Here is a 20,427-nt window from a genome sequence, read left to right as displayed (position 1 = left end):
GGCGAGCGCCGCCTCAGCCCATCACGAGGCGGTTGCCGCCCTCGCGCCGCGCCGCGTCCAGCGCGGCACCGGCCCTTTCCAGCAGCTCGGCCACCGATTCTCCAGGCCGGCCCATGGTCATCCCCAGGCTGCAGGTGACGGGCAGCGGCCCCGCCGGGGTGGCGAAGGGCTCGGTCTCGACGATCCGCCGCAGGCGCTCGGCCAGCCCACGCGCCTCGACGAGCCGGATGCCGGGCATGCAGATGGCGAATTCCTCGGCGCCGATCCGGGCCAGCCCATCGCTGCGCCGCAGGCTGGCCGAGAGGATATCCGCGAAGGCCAGCAGGACCGCGTCGCCGACCGGAGGGTCCACCGCCTCGTTCAGCGCGCGGAAATGGTCGACGCCCAGATGGACCAGGCAGAGCTGCGCCGCCGCCTCGCCCCTGAGGTGCCGCAGCACCTCGGCCGCCAGGGCCCGCCGGTCCGACAGGCCGGTCAGCGCGTCGCGGCCGTCCCTGGCCCCGTCGCCATCGCCCCATTCGAGCGTCGGATGACTGGGACGCTGGAAGCCGGCGAATTGCTCGACGGTCCCGTCCGGCGCGCGGAGCGGGGCGATGCGCAGTTCCGCCCAGTAGGGCGTCCCGTCCCGCCCCTGGTTGAGGAGCTTCCATTGCCCGCCCTCCCCGAGCCGCAGGGCCGAGCCGATGGACCGGAGCGTGATGCGGTCGGTGCCCGGTCCCTGCAGCAGGCGAGGGCTGCGGCCGATCACCTCCTCGGGCGCGTAGCCGGTGAGGCGGGTGAAGGCGGGATTCACGTAGAGGATGGTCGGACCCGGCGGCTCGAGCTCCGCGTCGGTCAGGATCACCGCGTGCTGGAGGCCCTCCACGAGGCCGCGGAAGTCCGGCAGGACCGGCCTGCGGGAGGTCGCGCGGGGCAGACGCCGGAGCGCGCCGCCGGCGGTCGGACGGGCGGACACGACCGGCCGGCTCAGAGGGCGGCCGCCAGTTCCGCCGCATGCCGGGCCCGCTTCCGGCGAGCCGACCGGACGGGGCGGTGCCGCCGCAGGCCGGCCCCCCGGCCGGACAGGCTCTCGGCCAGCATCTCCGCGGCGCGGGGCTCGAAATGCGTTCCGGCGCAGGCGGCCACCTCGCGCAGGGCCTCCCTCCGGCCGAGCGGAGCACGATAGGCGCGGCCGGGGTCGGTCATCGCATCGAAGGCATCGGCGACGGCGACGGCACGGACGATCGGCGTCTGGAACCGCGCCGCCAGCCCCGTCGGATAGCCGCCGCCCGACCAGCGCTCGTGATGGCCGCGCGCGACGGCCGCGATGGACTCCGGAAATCCCTGGGCGAGGAGCAGCTCCGCGCCCATCCCGGCATGGGAGGAGATCGCCGCCCGCTCCTCCGGGTCCAGGATCCGCCGGGAGGTCAGGATGGCCCGCGGCACGTGGAGCTTGCCGACATCGTGCAGCAGGCTCCCGAACAGCGCCGTCTCCGGGCTGCCCAGGAGGTCGGGCGCGACGCGCCACATGGCCATGGTGATCTCCGACACGCGGAGGGAGTGGGCGGCGCTGGCGGGGTCGTGATCGTGCAGCCGGCGGATCAGCTCCCGCGCGCGGAGCTCCAGGCAGAGGCCCAGTCGCGCGCCGGGGCCTCGCGCCAGGGCCTCGCCGCTGGCCGGCCGGCCGCGCGGCCTGGCGGCCTCCCGGGCCGGAAGGGCATCTGCGGCAATCCCTGGAAAGCCGATGGGCATCGCGGATTCATCTCGGCGCGGTTGCGATGAACAGGACAGTAAGTGCCGGAACGGGCGCGATGTTGCAGTGAGACGTGCATTAGTGTCGTGGACCTGCACGGCTTTCGCGCCCCGTCCCGGCCGGGCCTCGGGATCCAAGGGGTCCGGCGATGGCGGAGGCCGCTTGCAATCGCCGCGGTCGGTTCGCGGTCCTTCTCGCGAACCCTCCCCATCCGGAATTCTCCATCGGTCTCTCACCAATTGTGGGGAAACGTGGATCGAATGGCAGGGCTCTGTGGAGCATCGGTGTTCGTGAACCTCATTGCAGTATCCGGATTCACACATTAACCGCTCAGCCCCGCAATCAAATCTACAAATAGCGTATCATACCAATTCACCGCTACATTTCACCATACTTCTTACATGGATTGGAGAACCCTCGAATCTTAACTCTTGCGTGTCAGCAAGGCGAGGAATTCAACCATGGACGCGCAAGTCCCCACGCAAGAAGTTCTTGCCGCCGTCACGCGCCGCGCCGTCCTCGGCGCTGCGACGGCGACCGCCCTGCTTCCCGCCGCGGCCGCCGCCCGGGGCTCCGCGCCCGCCGGCGGCGTCGCCGCCCTGATCGAGTGGGATCACTTCAAGACCCGCTTCCTGACCCGCGACGGCCGTGTCGTCGACAACATCAACGGCCATGTCTCGCATTCCGAGGGCCAGGGCTTCGCGATGCTCCTCGCCGTCCGCTTCGACGACCAGGAGACCTTCCGCCGCCTCTTGAACTGGACGCGCGGCAACCTCTCCCGCCCGACCGACAGCCTCTATGCCTGGTGCTTCCGCCCCGGCGAGCCCGGCGGCCGCCCCGGCGACCGGAACAACGCGACCGACGGCGACCTGATGATCGCCTGGGCGCTGACCGAGGCGGCCGAGAAATGGAGCCAGCCCGGCCTGCGCCTGCTGGCCGCCGCCACGGCCCGCGACATCCTGGCCCGCATGACCGTCCAGGCGGGCGAGCGGACCTACCTGCTGCCGGGCTCCGAGGGCTTCCTGGACCACACGGCGGTGACCACCAACCCCAGCTACTACATCTATCCCGCCTTCCAGGCGCTCCGGGCCGTGGCGCCCTCGCCGGTCTGGGCCCAGCTGGAAGCGACCGGCCTGCGCCTCGCCCGGACCGCCCGCTTCGGCCGCTTCGGCCTGATCGCCGACTGGGTCGCCGTGGCCCGCAACGGTTCCGGCCTGCCCGGCCTCGCACCCCGCCACCCCGCGCGCTTCTCCTACGACGCCTGCCGCGTGCCGCTCTACATGGTCTGGGGTGGCTTCGGCGCCGAGCCCATGGTCGAGGCCGCTGCGAAGTTCTGGCACGACCCGTCCTTCCGGCAGATGCCCGCCTGGACCGACCTGCGGACCGGCGTCACCTCCAGCTATGCCGCCGATCCCGGCATCGCCGCGATCGCCCGCCTCGCCGCCATCGGCAGCGGGCAGCGGCAGGTCTCGCGCGGCCCGGAGGCTGCCATCCGCCCGGAGGCCTATTACGCGAGCGTGCTGCGACTCCTGGTCCGCGCGGCGACGGCCGACACCCAGGGCAGCCTGATCATCGCCTCGCGCTGAGCGGGTCGACAGTCGCTCGACAGATCGGCGACCGGGGCGCCGGTCAGGAAGCCCGCGAGTCGAGCGCCTGCCGGATCTTCTCCGCCAGCTCGCGCCGCCGGTACGGCTTCTGCAGCAGCATCACGCCCGGTGCCAACCGGCCCTGCTGCATGATCGCGTTCTCCGTATAGCCGGAGGTGAAGAGCACCGGCAGGCCGGGACGCAGCCGCGTCACCTCCCGCGCCAGCTCCTGGCCGTTCATGCCGCCGGGCATCACCACATCGGTGAAGAGCAGATCGACCTCTCCCGGCGGGGGCAGCGCCGCCAGGGCCTCCGCCCCGCCGGACGCGACGGTGACGCGATAGCCGAGCTCGCGCAGCTGGCGCACCGCATGGGCGCGAACCAGCGGGTCGTCCTCGGCGAGCAGGATGTGCTCCGTCCCGCCCGGAAGACGCTCGGCCTCCGGCGGCGGCGCGCTCCGCAGGCCGGCCTGACGGGCGCGCGGGATGTACATCTTCACCGAGGTGCCGTGCCCCACCTCCGAATAGATCTTCACATGGCCGTTCGACTGCTTCACGAAGCCGTAGACCATCGACAGGCCGAGGCCGCTGCCCGCGCCCACCTCCTTGGTGGTGAAGAAGGGCTCGAAGGCCTGGGCGGCGATCTCGGGGGTCATGCCCGTGCCGGTATCCGTCACCGCCACCGTGACATATTCGCCGGGCGCCATCTCCTCGGCCAGGGCATAGGTGCCGTCGAGGGTCACGTTCTCGGTCTCGATCACCAGACGGCCTCCGCCCGGCATGGCGTCCCGGGCGTTGAGGCAGAGGTTCAGCACCGCGTTCTCCAGCTGCGGCGGGTCGATCAGCGCGCTCCACAGCCCCGGCGCGGCCATGATGGCCAGCTCGACCTCGCCGCCCAGCGTGCGGCGCAGCATCTGCACGAGCGAGGCCAGCAGCTGGTTCAGATCGACCGTCTTGGGATCGAGCGCCTGGCGCCGCGAGAAGGCGAGCAGGCGGCCCGTCAGCGCCGCGCCGCGCTCGGCGGCCGCGGCCACGACCTCGGCCATGCTCCTGAGGGCCGGGTCTGCCTGCGGCCCCTCGCCCAGGCTGTCCGCCAGCATCTCGGCATTGCCGAGGATGACGGTGAGCAGGTTGTTGAAGTCGTGCGCGATGCCGCCGGTGAGCTGGCCCACCGCCTCCATGCGTTGCGCCTGCCGCAGCCTGCCCTCCAGGGCCACGCGCTCGGTGACGTCCGCGTTGACGGCGAGGATGGCGCGCGGCCTGCCGTCCTCGTGGCGCAGCAGGGTCCAGTTGCCCTCGATGACGAGGCGCGCTCCGTCCTTGCGACGCTGCTCGATCCGCCCGTTCCAGAAGCCGTCTTCCATCAGCTGCGCATGGGCGGCCTCGAAGGCGGCCGTCTCGGCATAGAACAGCTCGGCGGCGTCGCGGCCGAGGACCTCTTCCCGCGCCCAGCCATAGATCCGCTCGGCGCTGCGGTTCCAGTACAGGATGCGCTGGTCCAGGCCGCGCACCAGGATGGCGTCGCGCGCCTGCGCCAGCATCTGCGCCTGCTGCTCGAGCTGCTCCTGGGCCCGCCGCCTCTCCGTCACATCGCGCTCGACTGCGACCCATTGGGTGTACCAGCCCTTCGCGTCGGCGACGGGCGCGATGTCCATGTCGAGCCAGAACTCCCCACCGTCCTTCCTGTAGTTCAGCAGCTCGGCGCGGACGGGCTTCCACGCTTCCAGCGCGGCCACGACGCGGTCGAGATCGGGGCGGCTGGTGCCCGGCCCCTGCAGGACGCGCGGGGTCCGGCCGATCACCTCCTCGGCCCGGTAGCCCGTGATGCGCTCGAAGGCCGGGTTCACGTAGACGATGCGCGGCCCCTCCCCCCGGATCGGCTCGGCCTCGGTGATCATGATGATATCGTTGAGGTTCGCGACCGCCGCCTCCAGCACGCGCAGCCGCTCGTTGCGGCGGTGCTCCACGCTCACGTCGCGGAACCAGACCGTGATGCCGCCGCGCGAGGGATAGGCGGCCACCATGTACCAGGCGTCGTAGGCCGGGTAGCGGAAGGCGAAGCGCTCCGTCTCGCGGGTCCGCGCCACGCGACGGAAGCGCTCGCCGAGCTCGCTTTCGACAAGGTCGGGCCAGAGCTCCCAGATGAGCTGACCGACCAGCTCCGGTCCTTCCGGCCGCAGCAGCTTCTGGGCGGTGGCATTCGCATAGGCAAAGCGCCAGTCCCGGTCGAGGGTGTAGAAGCCGTCGTCGATGCTCTCGAAGGTGGCGCGCAGGTCGGCGGCCAGCTCGCGCGCCGCCTTCTCGGCCTCCATGCGCTCCGTCAGGTTCCAGACGGCGACGATCCCGGCCGGGCGCCCGTGATGTTCGGTGACCTGGGAGCGGATCTGCACGAGGCGGATCTCGCCGGACTTCGTGCGGTGGCGCCAGGGCCCGGATTCCGAGAATCCCGCGCGTTCGCCGACCATGAAGGCGCGGGCCGCCTCGCGATCCTCCTCGGGCCGGATGTCGAGCACGGACATGCGGAGCAGCTCGTCCCGCGACCAGCCGTATTCCGCCACCACCGTCCGGTTCACCTCGAGGAATCGCAGAGTCTCCTTGTCGTAGACCCACATGGGCGCCGGGTGCTGCTCGAAGAAGTGGCGGAAGGAGGCCTCGCTCTCCGCCAGCGCCTGGGCCTCGGCCCGGCGGGCCGTGATGTCGCGCCGGATCGCGACCCAGTGGGTGAACCAGCCCGTCTGGTCGAAGAGCGGGGCGATGCTGATCTCGGCCCAGAAGATGCTGCCGTCGCGTCGGCGGTTCCTCGCCTCGCGGTGGACCATGCGGCCCGCCAGCAGCTCCTCCTGGATGCGGTCGTCGAAGTCCGGCTGGGGATCGGGCGGGGCCAGGATGGAGGTGCGCTGGCCGATGATCTCCTCGCGCGCATAGCCGGTCATGCGCAGGAAGGCCTCGTTCACGTAGCGGATGGTAGGCCCCTGCCCCTCCGCATGATCCGTGATTCCGATGACGACCCCGTCATCCGAAGCCTCGGCCGCGCGGCGGAACAGCTCCGTCTCCTCCAGGTCGCGCAGCCGCCGCAGCAGCGGGCGCATGGTGCTGGCCGCCTCGGCCAGCATGTCCCGGGCGACCCGCAGGTCGGTGACCTCGGCGCCGAAGCTCAGGGCCATCGCATACTTGTCGTCGCCCGACAGGACCGGCGTGACGATCTGCGCCCGGCCGCCATGCTCGGCGTTCAGCCGCATGCCGGGGTAGCGGTCGAGCAGCCCGGGGTGAAAATGCTCGAAGACCAGCTGCCTCTCGCTGCGGATGGCCTGGCCGCTGGCCGAGTTCTCGATCGTCATCCCGATCTCGCGGAGCCTTGCCAGATAGGCCTCGTCCACGATTCCGCCGCGGCCCTGGCCGCCCACGATCTGCAGCCGCCGCCCGTCGGGCGCCAGGCGGAAGAGCAGGCAGACCAGTGCGCCCGTCGCCTCCCGCACCGCCGCCATGGCGCCGTCGGTCGCGGCCTTGAAGCCGCCCGCGCCGGCGGTCGCCTCCAGCAGCCGTCCGCGCAGCTCCGAGCGCCGCGCCTCGCGCCGCAGGCCCGCGAGCGCGCATCGAAGCTCCAGCTCGTCGACGACGATGGCCGCCAGCTCGGCCAGGGCATGGTGGTCCTCGGGAGAGAAGTCGGCGCGGGGCTCGGTGTCCAGCACGCAGAGCGAGCCCAGGGCATGGCCATCGGGCGTCACCAGCGGCACGCCGGCGTAGAAGCGGATATGCGGCTGGCCGAGCACGAGCGGGTTGTCCGCGAAGCGCGGATCGAGCGCGGCGTCGGGCACGAGGCAGATCTCCCGCCCCTCGATCGTCCGGTTGCAGAAGGCGATGGCGCGGGGCGTCTCGGCGAGGTCGATGCCGATCCGGGCCTTGAACCACTGCCGCTCGGCGTCGACGAAGGAGATGAGCGCCATGGGCACGCGGAAGAACCGGGCCGCGAGGCGCACGACCCGGTCGTAGGCGGCCTCGGGCACGGTGTCGAGCACGGCGTAGCGGCGGAGCGCCTCGAGCCGGGCGTCCTCCTGCGATCGGGCGTCGGGTTCCGTCTTCAATCGGCGATGCTCGCGCTCTCCTGACCGGGGAACCTTTCCCCGGCGCCGTTTCCTATGCCCTCCCGGGGCATCAGGCTATACGCGGCCCCCGCGCGGTCCAAGCGAAACGGAGGGCGAGGCCGCGCGGAGACGGCCGGCTCAGGGCAAGGCCTGGCTGAGCCGTCCGCCCTGCCGCAGCGGGGCCACGCGTAGGGCGAGGCCCGTCGCGTCGTCGGTCTCGACGAAGAGGCCGCAGAGCGTCGCCTCGCCCTCCGCCGGCGCCAGCCGCTCGCCCGGCATCTTGCGCCAGAAGCGCAGCGCGGCGCCGCCCTTCTGCATGCCGATCACGCTGTCGAAGTCGCCGCACATGCCGGCATCGGTCTGGTAGGCCGTGCCGCCGGGCAGGATCTGGTGGTCCGCCGTAGGGACGTGCGTGTGGGTGCCGATGACGAGGCTCGCGAGGCCGTCGAAGGAATGGCCGAAGGCCTGCTTCTCGCTCGTGGCCTCGCAATGCACGTCGAGGATGGTGGCCTGCACGCTGCGGCCCAGCGGGTGCTTCGCGAGCTCGGCCTGGATGGCGCGGAAGGGGTCGTCCAGCGGGTCCATGAAGAGGCGGCCCATGGCGTTGATCACCAGCGCGCGGCGATGGCCCGGCACCTCGACCACCACCGCCCCATGCCCCGGCGTGCCCGGCGGGAAGTTGATCGGCCGGATGACGCGCCGCTCCTCCTCCAGATAGGGGATGATCTCGCGCCGGTCCCAGGCATGGTTGCCGAGCGTGATGACGTCGGCGCCGGCGGCCAGGAAGGCGCGCGCCATCTCGGGCGAAAGGCCGAAGCCGTGGCTGGCATTCTCCCCGTTCACCACCACGAGGTCGAGCGCCAGCTGCGCGCGCAGGCCCGGCACGCGCTCCACGAAGGCGTCACGGCCCGAGCGGCCGACGATGTCGCCGAGAAAGAGGATCCTCATGGCTCGGTCAGCATGGGCGGACCAGCCCCCGCTCGGTGGCCACGGCGTGGAGCAGCACGTCATGCGGGCCGGTGGGCACTTCGGGGACCTCCTGCGCGGCATAGGCCACGCCGATCGCGACGGCGCCCGGAAGCAGCGCCAGCGTCCGGTCGTAGTAGCCGCCGCCATAGCCGAGCCGCGCGCCGCGCCGGTCGAAGGCGAGCAGCGGCACGATCAGCCAATCGGGCGCCACGGCCTCGCCGCCGGCCGGGTGCTGCGTGCCGAAGACGCCGCGGGCCATGGCTGTCCCCGGCTCCCAGGGGCGGAAGACGAGCGGCTGGCCGCGCGGCGTGGTCACCGGCAGCGCGATGCGGTGGCCGCGCGCATGCAGGGCTTCCAGCAGCGGCCGCGTGTCGATCTCCTCGCCCATGGGCCAGAAGCCGCCGACCAGCGCCCCGGGCGGCGGCGGGGCCTCGCGCAGGATCACGTCGCGCAGCGCCTCGCCGGCGCCGGCCAGCGCCTTGCGCGCGGCCAGGGCGGCGGCGCGCGCATCCGCCTTGCGGGCGAGGAGGGGATGGGACGTCGGCATTGGGGCGCGGTGATACGCCCAAACCCGGCCGGCTGGCGAGCCGGCCAGGCGCATTCTTTGACATGGAAACCAAGGGGAATCCCCGAGTTGAGGCAGGTTTCCATCCGGGAGCAATCTCCCCATCAGTTCGGCGCGGGTCATCTGCCGGCAGGCAATCCGCATGCCAGGGCCGGCGCGGGGAAGCGGCGGCCGGCCGGATAGGAAGGGATCGCTTCGCGTGTTCCGCACGGATGTCTGGCTGAAGGTACAGCGCATCAGCGGCGCGCTCTTCGACTGGCTCGGCGGCGAATACGCCACGGGCGGCCAGCGCTTCGGCGTCCCCGGCGAGCTGACGACGCGCTGCTTTCGCGGGCGCTTCCCGCTCGGCCTCTACGAGCTGCCCGAGCGGCTGCTGCTCTGGCGCTACCTGCGCCGGGGCGCGACGGTGCTGGAGCTCGGCGGGTGCCTGGGCGTGGTCTCCTGCCTGGTGAATACGCGCCTGCGCGATCCGCGCCGCCATGTGGTGGTGGAGGCCAACCCGGCGCTGCTGCCCTGGCTGGAGGCCAACCGCGCGCGCAACCGCGCCCGCTTCGAGATCGAGGACGGCGTCATCGGCCGCCGCGAGGGCGAGCGCGCCTTCTGGGCCGGAGAGGCGATCGTCTCCGGCAGCGCCAGCTTCCGCCATGCCGGCACGCAGCCCGTCCCGGTGCGCGGGCGGAGGCTGGAGGAGCTGGAGGCCCGCCACGGGCTCAGCTTCGACACCTTGCTCCTGGATATCGAGGGCGGCGAGGCGGAGTTCCTGCGCGACCATCCCGCCCTGCTGGCGCGGGCGCGGCTCGTCGTGGTGGAGTTCCATCCGATGTTCATCGGCGAGGCGGCCTGCGCCGAGGGCCGGGCCGCCCTGGCGACGGCGGGGCTGGTGCGGCGCGCGCGGATCGGGCTGGCGGAGGCCTGGACGCGGCGCCGCACCCTGCCCGCACGAAGAGAAAGCGCGAAGCCACCCTGGCCGTTGGCACATGCATCCTCCCAAGGCCTGCCATAAGCAGGTGGGCACCAGGTAGCTGGACCAAGATCCAGCCAGCGCCAGTTCCCGGGAGTTGCGTATTGGCCCTGGGGATGTCTTGCCGGACGCACCGGGCAGCCTCGCCTGGACAAGGTAGGGTGGCGGGGAGGCCGGAACAAGGCCCGCCCGCGGTTTCGCCCTCAGGGCTTCTCGATCGCGCCCGTGATGTTCTCGATGCGCTCGGCGATGCGCGCCAGCCGCTCGGCCAGCCGCGGATCCGGCTCCGGCGGCACCGGCAGCAGGCCCGCGCCCGGCACGCCCTGCGCCATGCCCGGGCCGGCCGCCGCCGCGCTCGCGCCCTGGCTGCGCAGCCTCGCCAGGTCGATGCGCAGGTCCGCGGCCTCGTCGGCGAAGAGCAGCGCCACATGCAGCAGCATGCGCGCCTCCGAGAACTGCCCGCCCATGGAGCGGATGACGCGCACCTTCTCCTCGAGCTGCGCGACGAGGTCGGAGACGTGCTCCTCCTCGCCGTCCTTGCAGCCGATGGTATGGTTGTAGCCGTTCACGCGCACATTGACCTGGCCCATCGGAATCCTCCCTGCGTTAGGTCTCGCTGCCGGCATCGTCGCCGAGCAGCGTGCGCAGCCGCGCCAGCGCCTCGTCGAGCCGCGCGGCCAGCCGTTCCACCTCGGCCCTCGGGACCATGTCGCCGGGCGCCGTCCCGGGCCCGACGGGCGGCGGGGCCGGCGCAGGCTCCGGCATCGCGGCGAAGCGGGCCTCGAGCGCCTCGGCCAGCCGTTCCAGCGCAGCTTCCAGCCGTTCGGCGGCGAGGAGGGTGATGTCGTTCGAGCTCAAATGCGACTCCTGCCGGCGCGCTGGACGGGGCGGCGCGGCGCATGGGAAAGCGTTGGCATGCAGGGCTGCCAGGGTCAACCGCGCGCCGTCATCGTGCATGGCGCGGAAGAGGTGGGAGCGGCGCTGGCCCTGGCCGGAGGCCGGCCGCTGGCGCTGCTGTCCGCGCCCGGGGCGGCGGGATACATCGGCGTCGCCGGCTTCCGCGCGATCCTCGAAGCGCATGACGCCCTGGGCCTCGGGATCCTGGATGCCGCCGACGCCCCCGGCCATGCGCTGGCGGCGCTGAAGGCGGGGTTCGCGGCCGTCGTGCTCTCGCCGGAGGCGCCGGCCTTCGGCGGCCTCCGCCGGATCGCGGCCGGGCTGGGCGCGAGGCTGCTGGAGGCCCCTCCCCCGGCGCTCGACCTGGCGCGGGTCGATCTGGGGAAACCCCAGGGCCGCCGGCACCTGGCCCGCTGGCTGGGCCTTCCGGGCGCGGAGGAACTGCCTTAATCCATCCGGCAACGCCGCACATCGAAAAGGGAGCGCCCGATGAAGCTGACGCGCAAGGTGAAGGACATCCTCTCCTGGTACGAGAGCGACAATCCCGGCACCAAGACGAACCTTGCCCGCATCCTGATGACCGGCAAGCTCGGCGGCTCGGGCCGCATGGTGATCCTGCCCGTCGACCAGGGCTTCGAGCATGGCCCCGCCCGCAGCTTCGCCCCCAATCCCGACGCCTATGACCCGCACTACCATTTCGAGCTGGCGATCGAGGCCGGGCTGAACGCCTATGCCGCGCCGCTGGGCCCGATCGAGGCGGGCGCGGCCAGCTTCGCCGGTTGCATCCCCACCATCCTGAAGGTGAACTCCTCCAACAGCCTGTCCACGACCAAGGACCAGGCGGTCACGGCCTCGGTGGCGGATGCGCTGCGCCTCGGATGCTCGGCCATCGGCTTCACCATCTATCCGGGCAGCGAATACCAGTTCGAGATGATCGAGGAGCTGCGCGAGATGGCCGAGGAGGCCAAGTCGGTAGGCCTCGCGGTGGTCGTCTGGTCCTATCCGCGCGGGCCGATGCTGGACAAGGTGGGCGAGACGGCGCTCGACATCGCGGCCTATGCCGCGCACATGGCCGCGCTCACCGGCGCGCATATCATCAAGGTGAAGCCGCCCACCGACGCGATCTTCCTCGAGGCGGCGAAGAAAACCTACCAGTCCCATCCCGTGGAGGTGAAGGATGCGGCGGCGCGCATCGCGCATATCGTGAAGGCCTGCTTCAACGGCCGCCGCCTCGTGGTCTTCTCCGGCGGCGAGGCCAAGGGCGCGGACGCGCTGCTGGAGGAGGTGCGGGCCATCCATGCGGGCGGCGGCAACGGCTCCATCGTGGGGCGCAACGCCTTCCAGCGGCCGAAGGCCGAGGCGCTGAAGCTGCTGAACGACATCATCGAGGTGTACAGGACGAGGGCCTGAGCCTCCGGCCGCGGCCTGGTCATGGCCTAGGGCGGAAGCTCCTGGCCGTGACTTCGCTCCCTTCCGAAACGTCCCGCGGGAGTCCCGGCTAAGCCCCGCGCATGAACACACCCGATCTTCTCCAGGCCGCCGCGATCGGCCTCGTCTTCCTCCTGGCCGGCGGGGTGAAGGGCCTCATCGGCCTCGGCCTGCCCACCATCGCCATGGCGCTGCTCACCCTGCTGCTGAGCCCGGCCCAGGCGGCGGCGCTGCTGCTGCTGCCGTCGGTCGTCACCAACCTCGTGCAGATGGCGCCGGCCCGCGCCTCCTGGGCGCTGACGCGGCGCTTCTGGCCGATGCTGGCCGGCCTCTTCGCGGGCATTCTCCTGGGCGGCTGGCTGTGGGGCGGCTTCGGCGGGCGATATGGGGCCTTCGTGCTCGGCATCGTGCTCGCCCTCTACGGCGCGGTGGGCCTCGCGGCATGGCGGCCGCTCCTGCCGGAGCGCTGGGGCCTCGCCGCCGGCCTCGCCACGGGCGGGCTCACCTCCGCCACGGGGATCTTCGTGATCCCGGCCGTGCCCTGGCTGCAGGCCCAGGGCCTCGGCAAGGACGAGCTGGTCCGCGCGCTGGGCGTCACCTTCACGGTGGCGACGCTGGGGCTCGGCCTGCTGCTGGGGGGCGCGGGCGAGCTCCGGGCCGGGCTGCTGGGCCAGTCGCTGCTGGCGCTGATCCCCGCGCTGATCGGGCAGTCCATCGGCGCCCGGCTGCGCGGGGCGATGCCGGAGGCGGTCTTCCGCCGGGTGTTCTTCGTCTCGCTCGTGGCGCTGGGGGCCGCCATCGCGCTGAAGGGGTGATGCATCCGGACAGCGCACTCGCGCGTCCTGCCTGCATGATGCTCCGCGCGACGATCTGGCTGGCCTGCTCCGTCCCCATCCTTGCCGGCCTCGCCGGCTGCGTGACGGGCGGGGCCTTCCTGGGCGCCGCCGGCCCGCCCGCCGCGGACAGCCATATCCGCTACCTTTCCGGCCTTCTGCTCGGGATCGGGGTGGCCTTCGCCTGGGCCGCCTTCGACCTGGAGCGCCGGGCCTGGGTCTTCGAGATCCTGGCGCCGATCGTCGCGCTGGGCGGCCTCGCCCGACTGCTCGGGCTGGCCCTCGCCGGGCCGCCCCCGCTGCCGCATCTCCTCGCGCTCGGGATGGAGCTGGTGGTGACGCCCGCGCTCTGGCTCTGGGTGCGCCGGTCGGTGCCCTCCGCCGGATAGCCGCCTTTACTTGCGCGGGGAAGACATCGGCCCCGCTTCGCCGACACCGCGAAGTATGCGGCCAAAAACACATGGACGAAGCCTTCCCGGGTGAACATGATGTCCAGGCATATCATTCCCGCGAAGGAAGCGTCCCCATGGACGACCAGCGGCCGCTGCGCACGGAAATGCCCCCGCCCACCTCCGGCGAGGTGGCCACGGACTATGTCCGCGGCCTGCAGCGCGACGGCCGCCTGCTTCTCCGCTTCGCCGCGCGGCGGCCCGACCGCCCGATCGGCCCGGCGGTGCCTACCCATCAAACGGCCGCGGGGGATCAGGTCGCCGCCTGGTCCGTCCTGACCGCGGAGGCGGCCGTGCTCGCGCAGGACCAGGCGAAGCTCGCCACCCTCGTCGCCTGCGTGGACGATCTAAGCCGCCGGGCCGCGCCGGCCTCCGTCGCCACCATCCGCCTCAGCAGCGCCTATCTGCGCATCCCGCTGGAGGACAACGAGCCCCCGCCCGCCGTGGCCACCCGCGCCGCCACCCTCCGCCGCATCATGGAGTGGATCACCGTCATCGCCGTCCTGGCCACCGGCCTCGGCGTGCTGCTGCTCGCCCATGTGGATGACGGCCGGCGCGCCGTGCAGCAGCTCCAGGAGGTGCGGCGCGAGCTGGCCACCATCTATGGCGAGCTGACGAAGCTGCCGGCCGGGGCCTGGACCACCGTCGCGCCCCCGCCGTTGGACGGAGCGCCGCGGCCGGCCGACCTGTTCGCGGCCTTCTGCACCGGCGAGGACGACCATCGCATCCCGCTCCCCGGCCGCCACCCCTCCTCCGCCCAGACCTCCGGCGCGCAGGCGGCGGCGCTGTGCAGCCAGTGGTCCCAGGCGGCGCTGCGCGAGGAGCTGACCTTCCAGCGGCTGGCCGCCTGGAACCACCGCACGCATCTCCTCGTGCTCGGCGGCGTGGTCGATACGGCCTGCCGCTGGATCTATGGACCGGAGGCCTGCTCCGCCCTTCCGGCGGAGACCGACGACGGCAAGATGCCGCGCCACTGGCAGCGGACGGAGATCCGCACGGCCGGCGCCATCTCGGTGCTGACGGGCTTCGTGCTGCCGCTGCTGCTGGGCTGCGTCGGCGGCTGCGCCTATGCGCTGCGGCGGCTGGACCAAAAGCTCTCGGACTGGACGCTGGAATTCCATGACGGCTCGCACGCCATGCTGCGCATCCTCCTCGCGACGATGCTGGGCGGGCTGCTCGGCGTGCTCTGGACGGGCAACGAGCCGGTGCAGATGGGCGGCTTCACGCTCAGCCTCGCCGCCGCGGCCTTCTTCGTGGGCTTCTCGCTGGAGGTGGTCTTCACCGTCATCGAGGCGATGGTGGACGGCGTGGCCGGCAAGCTGCGCGCGCAGGCCGGCGCGCCCGCACGGCAGGGTGGCTGAAGCGGCACCGCCGCGGGGGCGGCTGACGCCGCTCCGGCGCCCATCGCTTCCCAAAGCCCGCTTCGCGGGCGATGAAGGGCGATGGACGATCGCTGCCGCCTCTACCTCGTCACGCCGCCCGTGCTGCCCACGGGCTTCCCCGACCTCCTCGCCGCGGCGCTCGACGCCGGCGACGTGGCCTGCCTTCAGCTCCGTCTGAAGGACGCGCCGGAGGACGAGATCCGCCGCGCCGTCGAGACGCTGCTGCCCATCGCCCAGGCGCGCGAGGTGGCCCTGATCCTGAACGACGACGCGAAGCTGGCGGCCGCCACCGGCTGCGACGGCGCCCATCTCGGCCAGACGGACGGCGACCATGCCGGCGCCCGCAAGCTGCTGGAGGGGAAGATCCTCGGCATCACCTGCCACGCCTCGCGGCACCTCGCGATGGAGGCGGGCGAGATCGGCGCCGATTACGTGGCCTTCGGCGCCTTCTTCCCGACCTCCACCAAGGAGACGGTCCACCAGGCCGACCCCGAGATCCTGGACTGGTGGAGCGAGATGATGGAGGTGCCCTCGGTCGCCATCGGCGGCATCACCCCGGTGAATTGCGGCCCGCTGGTCCGCGCCGGCGCGGATTTCCTCGCCGTGGTCGGAGCCGTGTGGAACCATCCCGAAGGGCCTGCCGCCGGCGTGCGCGCGATGAACACGGCGATCGGGGAGGCGCTCAAGGGGGGATGAGCTTGGAGCTTGAATTCGCGACGGCCGACGTCTTCACGGAGCGCCGCTTCGCGGGCAATCCGCTGGGCCTGGTCTTCGGCGCGCAAGAGCTGGACACCGCGATCCTGCAGGCCGTCGCGCGCGAGCTCGGCCTGCCCGAGACCGTCTTCGTCCTGCCCGCCGAGGCCGAGGGCGCCGACATCCGCCTGCGCATCTTCACCCCCGCGGTCGAGCTGCCCTTCGCCGGCCATCCCAGCGTCGGCGCCGCCGTGATGCTCGCGCGGCGCCTGAAGCATGCCGGCGAGACGCTCGTGCTGGAGGAGGCGGCCGGACTCGTCCCCGCCCGCCTCACCCGCGACAGCACGGGCCTGCCGGTCGCCGCCGAGATCGAGGCGCCCCTGCCCTTCGCGATGGGCGCCGCGCTGGACCGCGCCGCCATCGCGGCCTGCGCCGCCCTGCCGGAGGAGGCCATCCACGTGAACGGCCATCCGCCGCTGCTGGCCGGCTGCGGCGCCGCCTTCGCCATCGCCGAGGTCGAGGACGCCGAGCTGCTGGCCGCCGCCATGCCGGACCTCGCGGCCATGGCCCGCTACCTGCCGCTGCTGCCCACGCCGCCGATCGGCCTGCTGCTGCACACGCCGCTCGGCATCGGGCGGCGGCGGGCGCGCATGTTCGCGCCGCTCAGCGGCATCGTGGAGGACCCCGCGACGGGGGCCGCGAATATCGCGCTGGCCGGGCTGCTGCTGCATCTGGCGGGCGGCAGCGCCCTGCTGCTGGAGGTGGAGCAGGGCATCGAGATGGGCCGGCCGAGCGAGCTGTATCTCTCCGCCCGGCGCGAGGCGGACGGCGCGATCCGCGTGCGCGTCGGCGGCGGCGTGGTGGCGGTCTCGCGCGGCTTCGTCACGCTCTGATGGAGGAGTGGGATGTCCACCGGGCGCTGCACCGGCCGGGGACGCTGCTCGACATCGGCGCGCATGACGGGCTGCTGACCCTCCCCTTCGCGCGCCTGCCGGATTCGCGCGTGCATGCCTTCGAGCCCCTGCCCGCCGCCATGGCGCGGCTGCGCGACAGGCTGGTCGCGGAGCACGGCGGGGTTCCGCCGCATGTCGTCCTGCATGAGGAGGCCCTCGGCGCGGCCCCTGGCGAGGCCGTGCTTACCCTGCCCGTGCTGGACGGCGTCCGGCAGGAGCAATGGGCGAGCATCGCCAAGAGCTATGCCGAGCACGCCAGCGTCGGCACCGAATCGCATCGGGTGAAGGTCGTGACGCTCGACGGGCTGGGCCTGCGCGGGGTCACCGCCGTCAAGCTCGACGCCGAAGGCGCCGAGCAGGAGGTGCTGGAAGGCGCGCGGGCGACGCTGACGCGGTGCCGCCCGATTCTCTCCGTCGAGATCGAGGAGCGCCACCGCCCCGGCAGCACGCGCGACGTGCCGGCGCTGCTGGCGCAGCTCGGCTACGAGGGCTGGTACTGGCACGCGGGCTGGCACCCGCTGGCCGATTTCGATGCCGCGACCATGCAGGTCGCCAGCTCCGATCCGGCGGTCTTCGGGGCTTCCGATCCCTATGTCTTCAGCTTCTACTTCTTCCCGGTCGAGGCAGCCGCCTCCTGCCTCGCCCGCCTTCGCGCCGCCGCATGACAGCAATCTTTCGCCCCCGGCTTGCCGTGGCCGCGGCACATGGCTAAGAACCCGCCCAACACCGGAGTGTAGCTCAGCCTGGTAGAGCACTGTGTTCGGGACGCAGGGGCCGGAGGTTCGAATCCTCTCACTCCGATATTTCCCGATGGCCCGCCCGGCTCACGCCGTGAAGACGTAGCGCCGCGACAGCCCGAAATTGATGAACATCCCCGCCAGCGATCCCGCGGCCACGCCGATCACGGGATGCGCGGCCACGGTCTGCGTGCCGGCCAGCAGCGCCGCATAGGTCCCGTAATTGGCCACGAATCCGATCAGGTTCAGCAGCACGAAGCGGCCCCATTGCGCCGCCACCGGCGCCTCCCGCGAGGCGGAGCGGAAGGTCCAGGCGCGGTTGAGCCCGAAGGTCGTGCTCGCCGCCGCCAGGTAGGACACCACCCGCCCGGCATAGGGGCCGAGCCCCAGCCAGAGCATCGCCGTCAGCACGCCCGCATCCACCAGGAAGCCGGCCACGCCCACCACGCCGAAGCGCAGGAACTGCAGGAACATCGCTTGCATGGCCGCGCTTTTCCCCACTGCCCGTGGCGCAATTGCGGCCGGAATGCCCCTATGCTGCGCCGCGCCGGGAAGGCAACGCGGAAGGAACTCCCATGATCGGTCTGATCGGGCTCGGCCGGATGGGCGGCGCCATGCTGCGGCGCCTGCGCGCGGAGGGGCAGCCGGTGCTGGCCTATGATCTCGATCCGCGGCTGCGGCAGGCCGCGGCCGAGGCCGGCGCCACCGCCGTCGATTCGCCCGCCGGGGTCACCGCCGCGGTCGTCCTGCTCTCGCTGCCGCAGGCCGCGGCGGTGAGCGCCGTCCTGGACGATCTGCTGCCGGTCCTGCCGCCCGGCGCCGTCATCGCCGACACCTCCACGCTGGAGCCCGTCGCCGCGCGCGGCTTCGCCGCCGACGCGGCCCGGGTCGGCATCGCCTATCTCGACGCGCCGGTCTCCGGCGGCCCGGCGGGCGCGGCCTCCGGCGCGCTCGCCATGATGGTGGGTGGCGACCCCGCCGCCCTGGAGCGGTCGCGGCCGCTGCTCTCGCTGGTCGCCGCGCGGATCGTGCATGTCGGGCCGTCCGGCGCCGGCCAGATCGCCAAGCTCGCGAACAACCTGCTGGTGGCGACGCATCTCGCCGCCGCGGCCGAGGCGCTGCGCATGGCCGACGCGGCCGGCCTGGCTCCCGCGGCGCTCCTGCCCGTCCTCAACGCCGCCTCCGGCCGCTCGGCCGCGACCGAGGTGAACTGGCCGCGCTGGATCGGGACGGGCGCCTTCGATTCGGGCTTCACCGCCGGGCTGATGCGCAAGGACCTGCGGCTGGCCCTCGGCCTCGCCGCCGAGGCCGGCACGCCGCTTTCCGTCTGCGCCGCGGCGGTCGCCGCCTGGGAAGCCTGCCCGGTCGCCGACGCGGAAGAGTTCAACCGCGTCGCCGACGCCCTCTTCGCCAGGCGCTCACCATCCGGTGAAGGCGGGGCCTGAGCCGGGAGGCGCCCGCCCGATGTCACGGAATAGGTGCGGGCGAACGCCGTTGGAGTGGAGACACGGGCCGATCCCCTGCTAAGGATTCCATCACAGACCCTTGGGAGACTTCCGGAAATGATCCAAAGACGTCACGTCCTGGCGGGCGCCGGCGCCCTCGGCGCTGCCTCGCTGGCCGGGCCCGCTTTGTCGCAGCCGGCCAATGCGCGGGTGATCCGCCACATCCCGCACGCCAACCTCTCGACCATCGACCCCTTCTGGTCGTCGGCCTTCATCGTCCGCAACTACGGCTACCTCGTCTATGACCAGCTCTACGGGCTGGACAACGACTTCAAGCCGCAGCCGCAGATGGTCGCGGGCCACACGGTCGAGAATGACGGCCTGCTGTGGAAGTTCACGCTGCGCCCCAACCTGCGCTTCCACGACAACGAGCCGGTGCGCGGCGTCGACGTGGTCGCCTCCATCCACCGCTGGGCGCGGCGCGACGCCTTCGGCCAGCGCCTGCTCACGCAGACGGTGGAGATGCGCGCCCCCAGCGACACCAGCTTCGAGATCCAGCTCAACAAGCCCTTCCCGAAGATGATCGACGCCTTCGCGAAGATCACCACGCCCTGCCTCTTCGTGATGCCCGAGCGCGTCGCGCGGACCGACCCCTTCCAGCAGATCACCGACGTGGTGGGCAGCGGCCCCTACCGCTTCGTGCGCAACGAGTGGAACCCCGGCAGCAAGGCCGTCTTCGAGAAGTTCGCGGGCTACGTGCCCCGCCCCGAGGGCGCCACGCAGCAGACGGCGGGCCCGAAGGTCGCGCATTTCGAGCGCGTCGAGTGGCAGATCATCTCCGACTTCTCCACCGCCGCCGCCGCGCTGCAATCGGGCGAGACGGACTGGTGGGAGCAGCCGACCGGCGACTTCCTGCCGCTGCTCGGCCGCAACCGCAACCTCAAGGTGGAGGTGGCCGACGTGCTCGGCCTCATCGGCATCATCCGGCCGAACCACCTCACCGAGCCCTTCAACAACCCGGCCGTGCGCCGCGCCGTCATCACGGCGCTCAACCAGCTCGACATCATGACGCCGGTGATCGGCAATGCCGAGCTCATCAAGGACAATGTCGGCTTCTTCGCCCCCGCCTCGCCGCTCGCCTCCGATGTCGGCCTCGACCGGCTCAGGAAGTCCGTGGACGCGGCGCGCCGCGAGCTGCAGGCGGCCGGCGCGATGGGCGCCAAGCTGGTGCTGATGAACGCGACCGACCTCGCCTCCATCAACGCCTCCACCCTGGTCGTCGCCGACACCTTCCAGCGGATGGGCTTCAACGTGGACTACGCGGCCACCGACTGGGGCACGGTGCTCCAGCGCCGCGCGACGAAGAACCCGCTCGAGCAGGGCGGCTGGTCGGCCTTCTGCACCTTCTGGTCCGCCTTCGACCACTGGACGCCGGCCGGGCACAATTCGATCCGCGGCAACGGCGCCGAGGCCTGGGTCGGCTGGCCGACCATTCCGGAGATCGAGGCCAAGCGGGACGAATGGTTCGACGCCCCCAACCTCGCGGCCGAACAGGCCGCCACGCGCGAGATGCAGCGCATCGCCTTCGACCAGGTGCCCTACATGCCGACAGGCCAGTACTTCCAGCCGACCGCCTATCGCGCGAACCTCACCGGCGTGCTGCGGGGGCCGCCGCAGTTCCACAACCTGCGGCGAGGCTGAGGCCGAGGGCGGAGG

20 protein-coding genes and 1 tRNA gene are annotated in these 20,427 nt (G+C 72.3%); 13 read left to right on the top strand and 8 right to left on the bottom strand.

What is annotated here, in order from left to right; all coding sequences use genetic code 11:
* Window positions 1-13 precede the first annotated feature (13 nt).
* Together EJV46_RS22660 and EJV46_RS03600 are read right to left on the bottom strand one after the other, a co-directional pair.
* On the bottom strand, window positions 14-955 hold the full coding sequence (locus tag EJV46_RS22660) for a GGDEF domain-containing protein (RefSeq protein ID WP_165585318.1): 942 nt from the start codon (window positions 953-955) through the stop codon (window positions 14-16).
* 11 nt (window positions 956-966) lie between these two features.
* Window positions 967-1,731 (bottom strand): HD-GYP domain-containing protein, encoded by a 765-nt coding sequence (locus tag EJV46_RS03600; protein WP_165585317.1) that lies wholly within the window; start codon window positions 1,729-1,731, stop codon window positions 967-969.
* Between the two features lie 462 nt (window positions 1,732-2,193).
* On the opposite strand from EJV46_RS03600, the gene EJV46_RS03595 reads away from it, so the two are divergent.
* Window positions 2,194-3,318, top strand: coding sequence for a glycosyl hydrolase family 8 (locus EJV46_RS03595; protein ID WP_131547206.1), 1,125 nt, complete (start codon window positions 2,194-2,196; stop codon window positions 3,316-3,318).
* Between the two features lie 43 nt (window positions 3,319-3,361).
* On the opposite strand, the gene EJV46_RS03590 is transcribed toward EJV46_RS03595, so the two are convergent.
* The 3 genes from EJV46_RS03590 to EJV46_RS03580 form a co-directional block, all read right to left on the bottom strand.
* Window positions 3,362-7,399, bottom strand: coding sequence for a PAS domain S-box protein (locus EJV46_RS03590; protein ID WP_131547205.1), 4,038 nt, complete (start codon window positions 7,397-7,399; stop codon window positions 3,362-3,364).
* 138 nt (window positions 7,400-7,537) lie between these two features.
* The gene (locus EJV46_RS03585; protein WP_131547204.1) at window positions 7,538-8,347 is read right to left on the bottom strand and encodes a TIGR00282 family metallophosphoesterase; all 810 of its coding nucleotides are present in this window, start codon (window positions 8,345-8,347) and stop codon (window positions 7,538-7,540) included.
* A gap of 7 nt (window positions 8,348-8,354) precedes the next feature.
* Window positions 8,355-8,915: a 5-formyltetrahydrofolate cyclo-ligase gene (locus EJV46_RS03580; protein WP_131547203.1), complete on the bottom strand. Its 561-nt coding sequence runs from the start codon at window positions 8,913-8,915 to the stop codon at window positions 8,355-8,357.
* A gap of 217 nt (window positions 8,916-9,132) precedes the next feature.
* Here EJV46_RS03580 and EJV46_RS03575 point away from each other — a divergent pair, with 217 nt between their 5' ends.
* Window positions 9,133-9,936, top strand: coding sequence for an FkbM family methyltransferase (locus EJV46_RS03575; protein ID WP_165585316.1), 804 nt, complete (start codon window positions 9,133-9,135; stop codon window positions 9,934-9,936).
* A gap of 161 nt (window positions 9,937-10,097) precedes the next feature.
* Here the strand turns inward: EJV46_RS03575 and EJV46_RS03570 are convergent, their stop codons facing one another.
* Together EJV46_RS03570 and EJV46_RS03565 are read right to left on the bottom strand one after the other, a co-directional pair.
* Entirely contained in the window at window positions 10,098-10,484 is a 387-nt protein-coding gene (locus EJV46_RS03570) for a cell division protein ZapA (RefSeq protein ID WP_131547201.1), read from the bottom strand.
* A gap of 16 nt (window positions 10,485-10,500) precedes the next feature.
* Window positions 10,501-10,752 carry a hypothetical protein gene (locus EJV46_RS03565; RefSeq protein ID WP_131547200.1) on the bottom strand — a complete coding sequence of 84 codons (252 nt, stop codon included), beginning with the start codon at window positions 10,750-10,752 and terminating at the stop codon, window positions 10,501-10,503.
* A 57-nt stretch (window positions 10,753-10,809) separates the two neighbouring features.
* Between EJV46_RS03565 and EJV46_RS03560 the strand changes: the two genes are divergently transcribed.
* From EJV46_RS03560 to EJV46_RS03520, 9 genes are all read left to right on the top strand, one after another.
* Window positions 10,810-11,241 (top strand): hypothetical protein, encoded by a 432-nt coding sequence (locus EJV46_RS03560; RefSeq protein WP_131547199.1) that lies wholly within the window; start codon window positions 10,810-10,812, stop codon window positions 11,239-11,241.
* Window positions 11,242-11,280: 39 nt separating this feature from the next.
* A complete protein-coding gene (locus EJV46_RS03555) occupies window positions 11,281-12,201 on the top strand; it encodes a class I fructose-bisphosphate aldolase (protein WP_131547198.1) in 921 nt (306 codons plus the stop codon).
* A gap of 101 nt (window positions 12,202-12,302) precedes the next feature.
* On the top strand, window positions 12,303-13,034 hold the full coding sequence (locus tag EJV46_RS03550; RefSeq protein ID WP_131547197.1) for a sulfite exporter TauE/SafE family protein: 732 nt from the start codon (window positions 12,303-12,305) through the stop codon (window positions 13,032-13,034).
* A complete protein-coding gene (locus EJV46_RS03545) occupies window positions 13,034-13,441 on the top strand; it encodes a DUF4345 domain-containing protein (RefSeq protein ID WP_240782381.1) in 408 nt (135 codons plus the stop codon). The genes EJV46_RS03550 and EJV46_RS03545 overlap by 1 nt, the downstream gene beginning before the upstream one ends.
* Before the next feature lie 137 nt (window positions 13,442-13,578).
* Window positions 13,579-14,862: a hypothetical protein gene (locus tag EJV46_RS03540; protein WP_131547195.1), complete on the top strand. Its 1,284-nt coding sequence runs from the start codon at window positions 13,579-13,581 to the stop codon at window positions 14,860-14,862.
* Window positions 14,863-14,943: 81 nt separating this feature from the next.
* The gene (gene thiE, locus EJV46_RS03535) at window positions 14,944-15,579 is read left to right on the top strand and encodes a thiamine phosphate synthase (RefSeq protein ID WP_131547194.1); all 636 of its coding nucleotides are present in this window, start codon (window positions 14,944-14,946) and stop codon (window positions 15,577-15,579) included.
* Entirely contained in the window at window positions 15,576-16,469 is an 894-nt protein-coding gene (locus tag EJV46_RS03530) for a PhzF family phenazine biosynthesis protein (protein WP_131547193.1), read from the top strand. Before thiE ends, EJV46_RS03530 begins: the two co-directional genes overlap by 4 nt.
* Window positions 16,469-17,194 (top strand): FkbM family methyltransferase, encoded by a 726-nt coding sequence (locus tag EJV46_RS03525; protein WP_131547192.1) that lies wholly within the window; start codon window positions 16,469-16,471, stop codon window positions 17,192-17,194. The genes EJV46_RS03530 and EJV46_RS03525 overlap by 1 nt, the downstream gene beginning before the upstream one ends.
* Window positions 17,195-17,256: 62 nt before the next feature.
* A tRNA-Pro gene (locus EJV46_RS03520) sits at window positions 17,257-17,330 on the top strand.
* A gap of 23 nt (window positions 17,331-17,353) precedes the next feature.
* Here EJV46_RS03520 and EJV46_RS03515 read toward each other — a convergent pair.
* Complete coding sequence (locus tag EJV46_RS03515) at window positions 17,354-17,749, bottom strand: GtrA family protein (RefSeq protein ID WP_131547191.1); 396 nt, start codon at window positions 17,747-17,749, stop codon at window positions 17,354-17,356.
* 92 nt (window positions 17,750-17,841) lie between these two features.
* On the opposite strand from EJV46_RS03515, the gene EJV46_RS03510 reads away from it, so the two are divergent.
* Both EJV46_RS03510 and EJV46_RS03505 read left to right on the top strand, forming a co-directional pair.
* Entirely contained in the window at window positions 17,842-18,711 is an 870-nt protein-coding gene (locus EJV46_RS03510) for an NAD(P)-dependent oxidoreductase (RefSeq protein WP_131547190.1), read from the top strand.
* Between the two features lie 120 nt (window positions 18,712-18,831).
* Entirely contained in the window at window positions 18,832-20,412 is a 1,581-nt protein-coding gene (locus EJV46_RS03505) for an ABC transporter substrate-binding protein (RefSeq protein ID WP_370323069.1), read from the top strand.
* The last annotated feature ends 15 nt before the right edge of the window (window positions 20,413-20,427 follow it).

Source organism: Roseococcus sp. SYP-B2431 (assembly GCF_004336745.1).
GTDB lineage: Bacteria > Pseudomonadota > Alphaproteobacteria > Acetobacterales > Acetobacteraceae > Roseococcus.
This window is presented reverse-complemented; position numbering and strand designations above follow the sequence as displayed.

Excerpts from the sequence above, each read along its gene's own strand:
- EJV46_RS03600 (WP_165585317.1), bottom strand. The coding sequence starts at position 1,731 with ATGCCCATCGGCTTTCCAGGGATTGCCGCAGATGCCCTTCCGGCCCGG.
- EJV46_RS03595 (WP_131547206.1), top strand. The coding sequence starts at position 2,194 with ATGGACGCGCAAGTCCCCACGCAAGAAGTTCTTGCCGCCGTCACGCGC.
- EJV46_RS03585 (WP_131547204.1), bottom strand. The coding sequence starts at position 8,347 with ATGAGGATCCTCTTTCTCGGCGACATCGTCGGCCGCTCGGGCCGTGAC.
- EJV46_RS03580 (WP_131547203.1), bottom strand. The coding sequence starts at position 8,915 with ATGCCGACGTCCCATCCCCTCCTCGCCCGCAAGGCGGATGCGCGCGCC.
- EJV46_RS03570 (WP_131547201.1), bottom strand. The coding sequence starts at position 10,484 with ATGGGCCAGGTCAATGTGCGCGTGAACGGCTACAACCATACCATCGGC.
- EJV46_RS03560 (WP_131547199.1), top strand. The coding sequence starts at position 10,810 with ATGCAGGGCTGCCAGGGTCAACCGCGCGCCGTCATCGTGCATGGCGCG.
- EJV46_RS03555 (WP_131547198.1), top strand. The coding sequence starts at position 11,281 with ATGAAGCTGACGCGCAAGGTGAAGGACATCCTCTCCTGGTACGAGAGC.
- EJV46_RS03550 (WP_131547197.1), top strand. The coding sequence starts at position 12,303 with ATGAACACACCCGATCTTCTCCAGGCCGCCGCGATCGGCCTCGTCTTC.
- EJV46_RS03545 (WP_240782381.1), top strand. The coding sequence starts at position 13,034 with ATGCATCCGGACAGCGCACTCGCGCGTCCTGCCTGCATGATGCTCCGC.
- EJV46_RS03540 (WP_131547195.1), top strand. The coding sequence starts at position 13,579 with ATGGACGACCAGCGGCCGCTGCGCACGGAAATGCCCCCGCCCACCTCC.
- thiE (WP_131547194.1), top strand. The coding sequence starts at position 14,944 with ATGGACGATCGCTGCCGCCTCTACCTCGTCACGCCGCCCGTGCTGCCC.
- EJV46_RS03530 (WP_131547193.1), top strand. The coding sequence starts at position 15,576 with ATGAGCTTGGAGCTTGAATTCGCGACGGCCGACGTCTTCACGGAGCGC.
- EJV46_RS03525 (WP_131547192.1), top strand. The coding sequence starts at position 16,469 with ATGGAGGAGTGGGATGTCCACCGGGCGCTGCACCGGCCGGGGACGCTG.
- EJV46_RS03515 (WP_131547191.1), bottom strand. The coding sequence starts at position 17,749 with ATGCAAGCGATGTTCCTGCAGTTCCTGCGCTTCGGCGTGGTGGGCGTG.
- EJV46_RS03510 (WP_131547190.1), top strand. The coding sequence starts at position 17,842 with ATGATCGGTCTGATCGGGCTCGGCCGGATGGGCGGCGCCATGCTGCGG.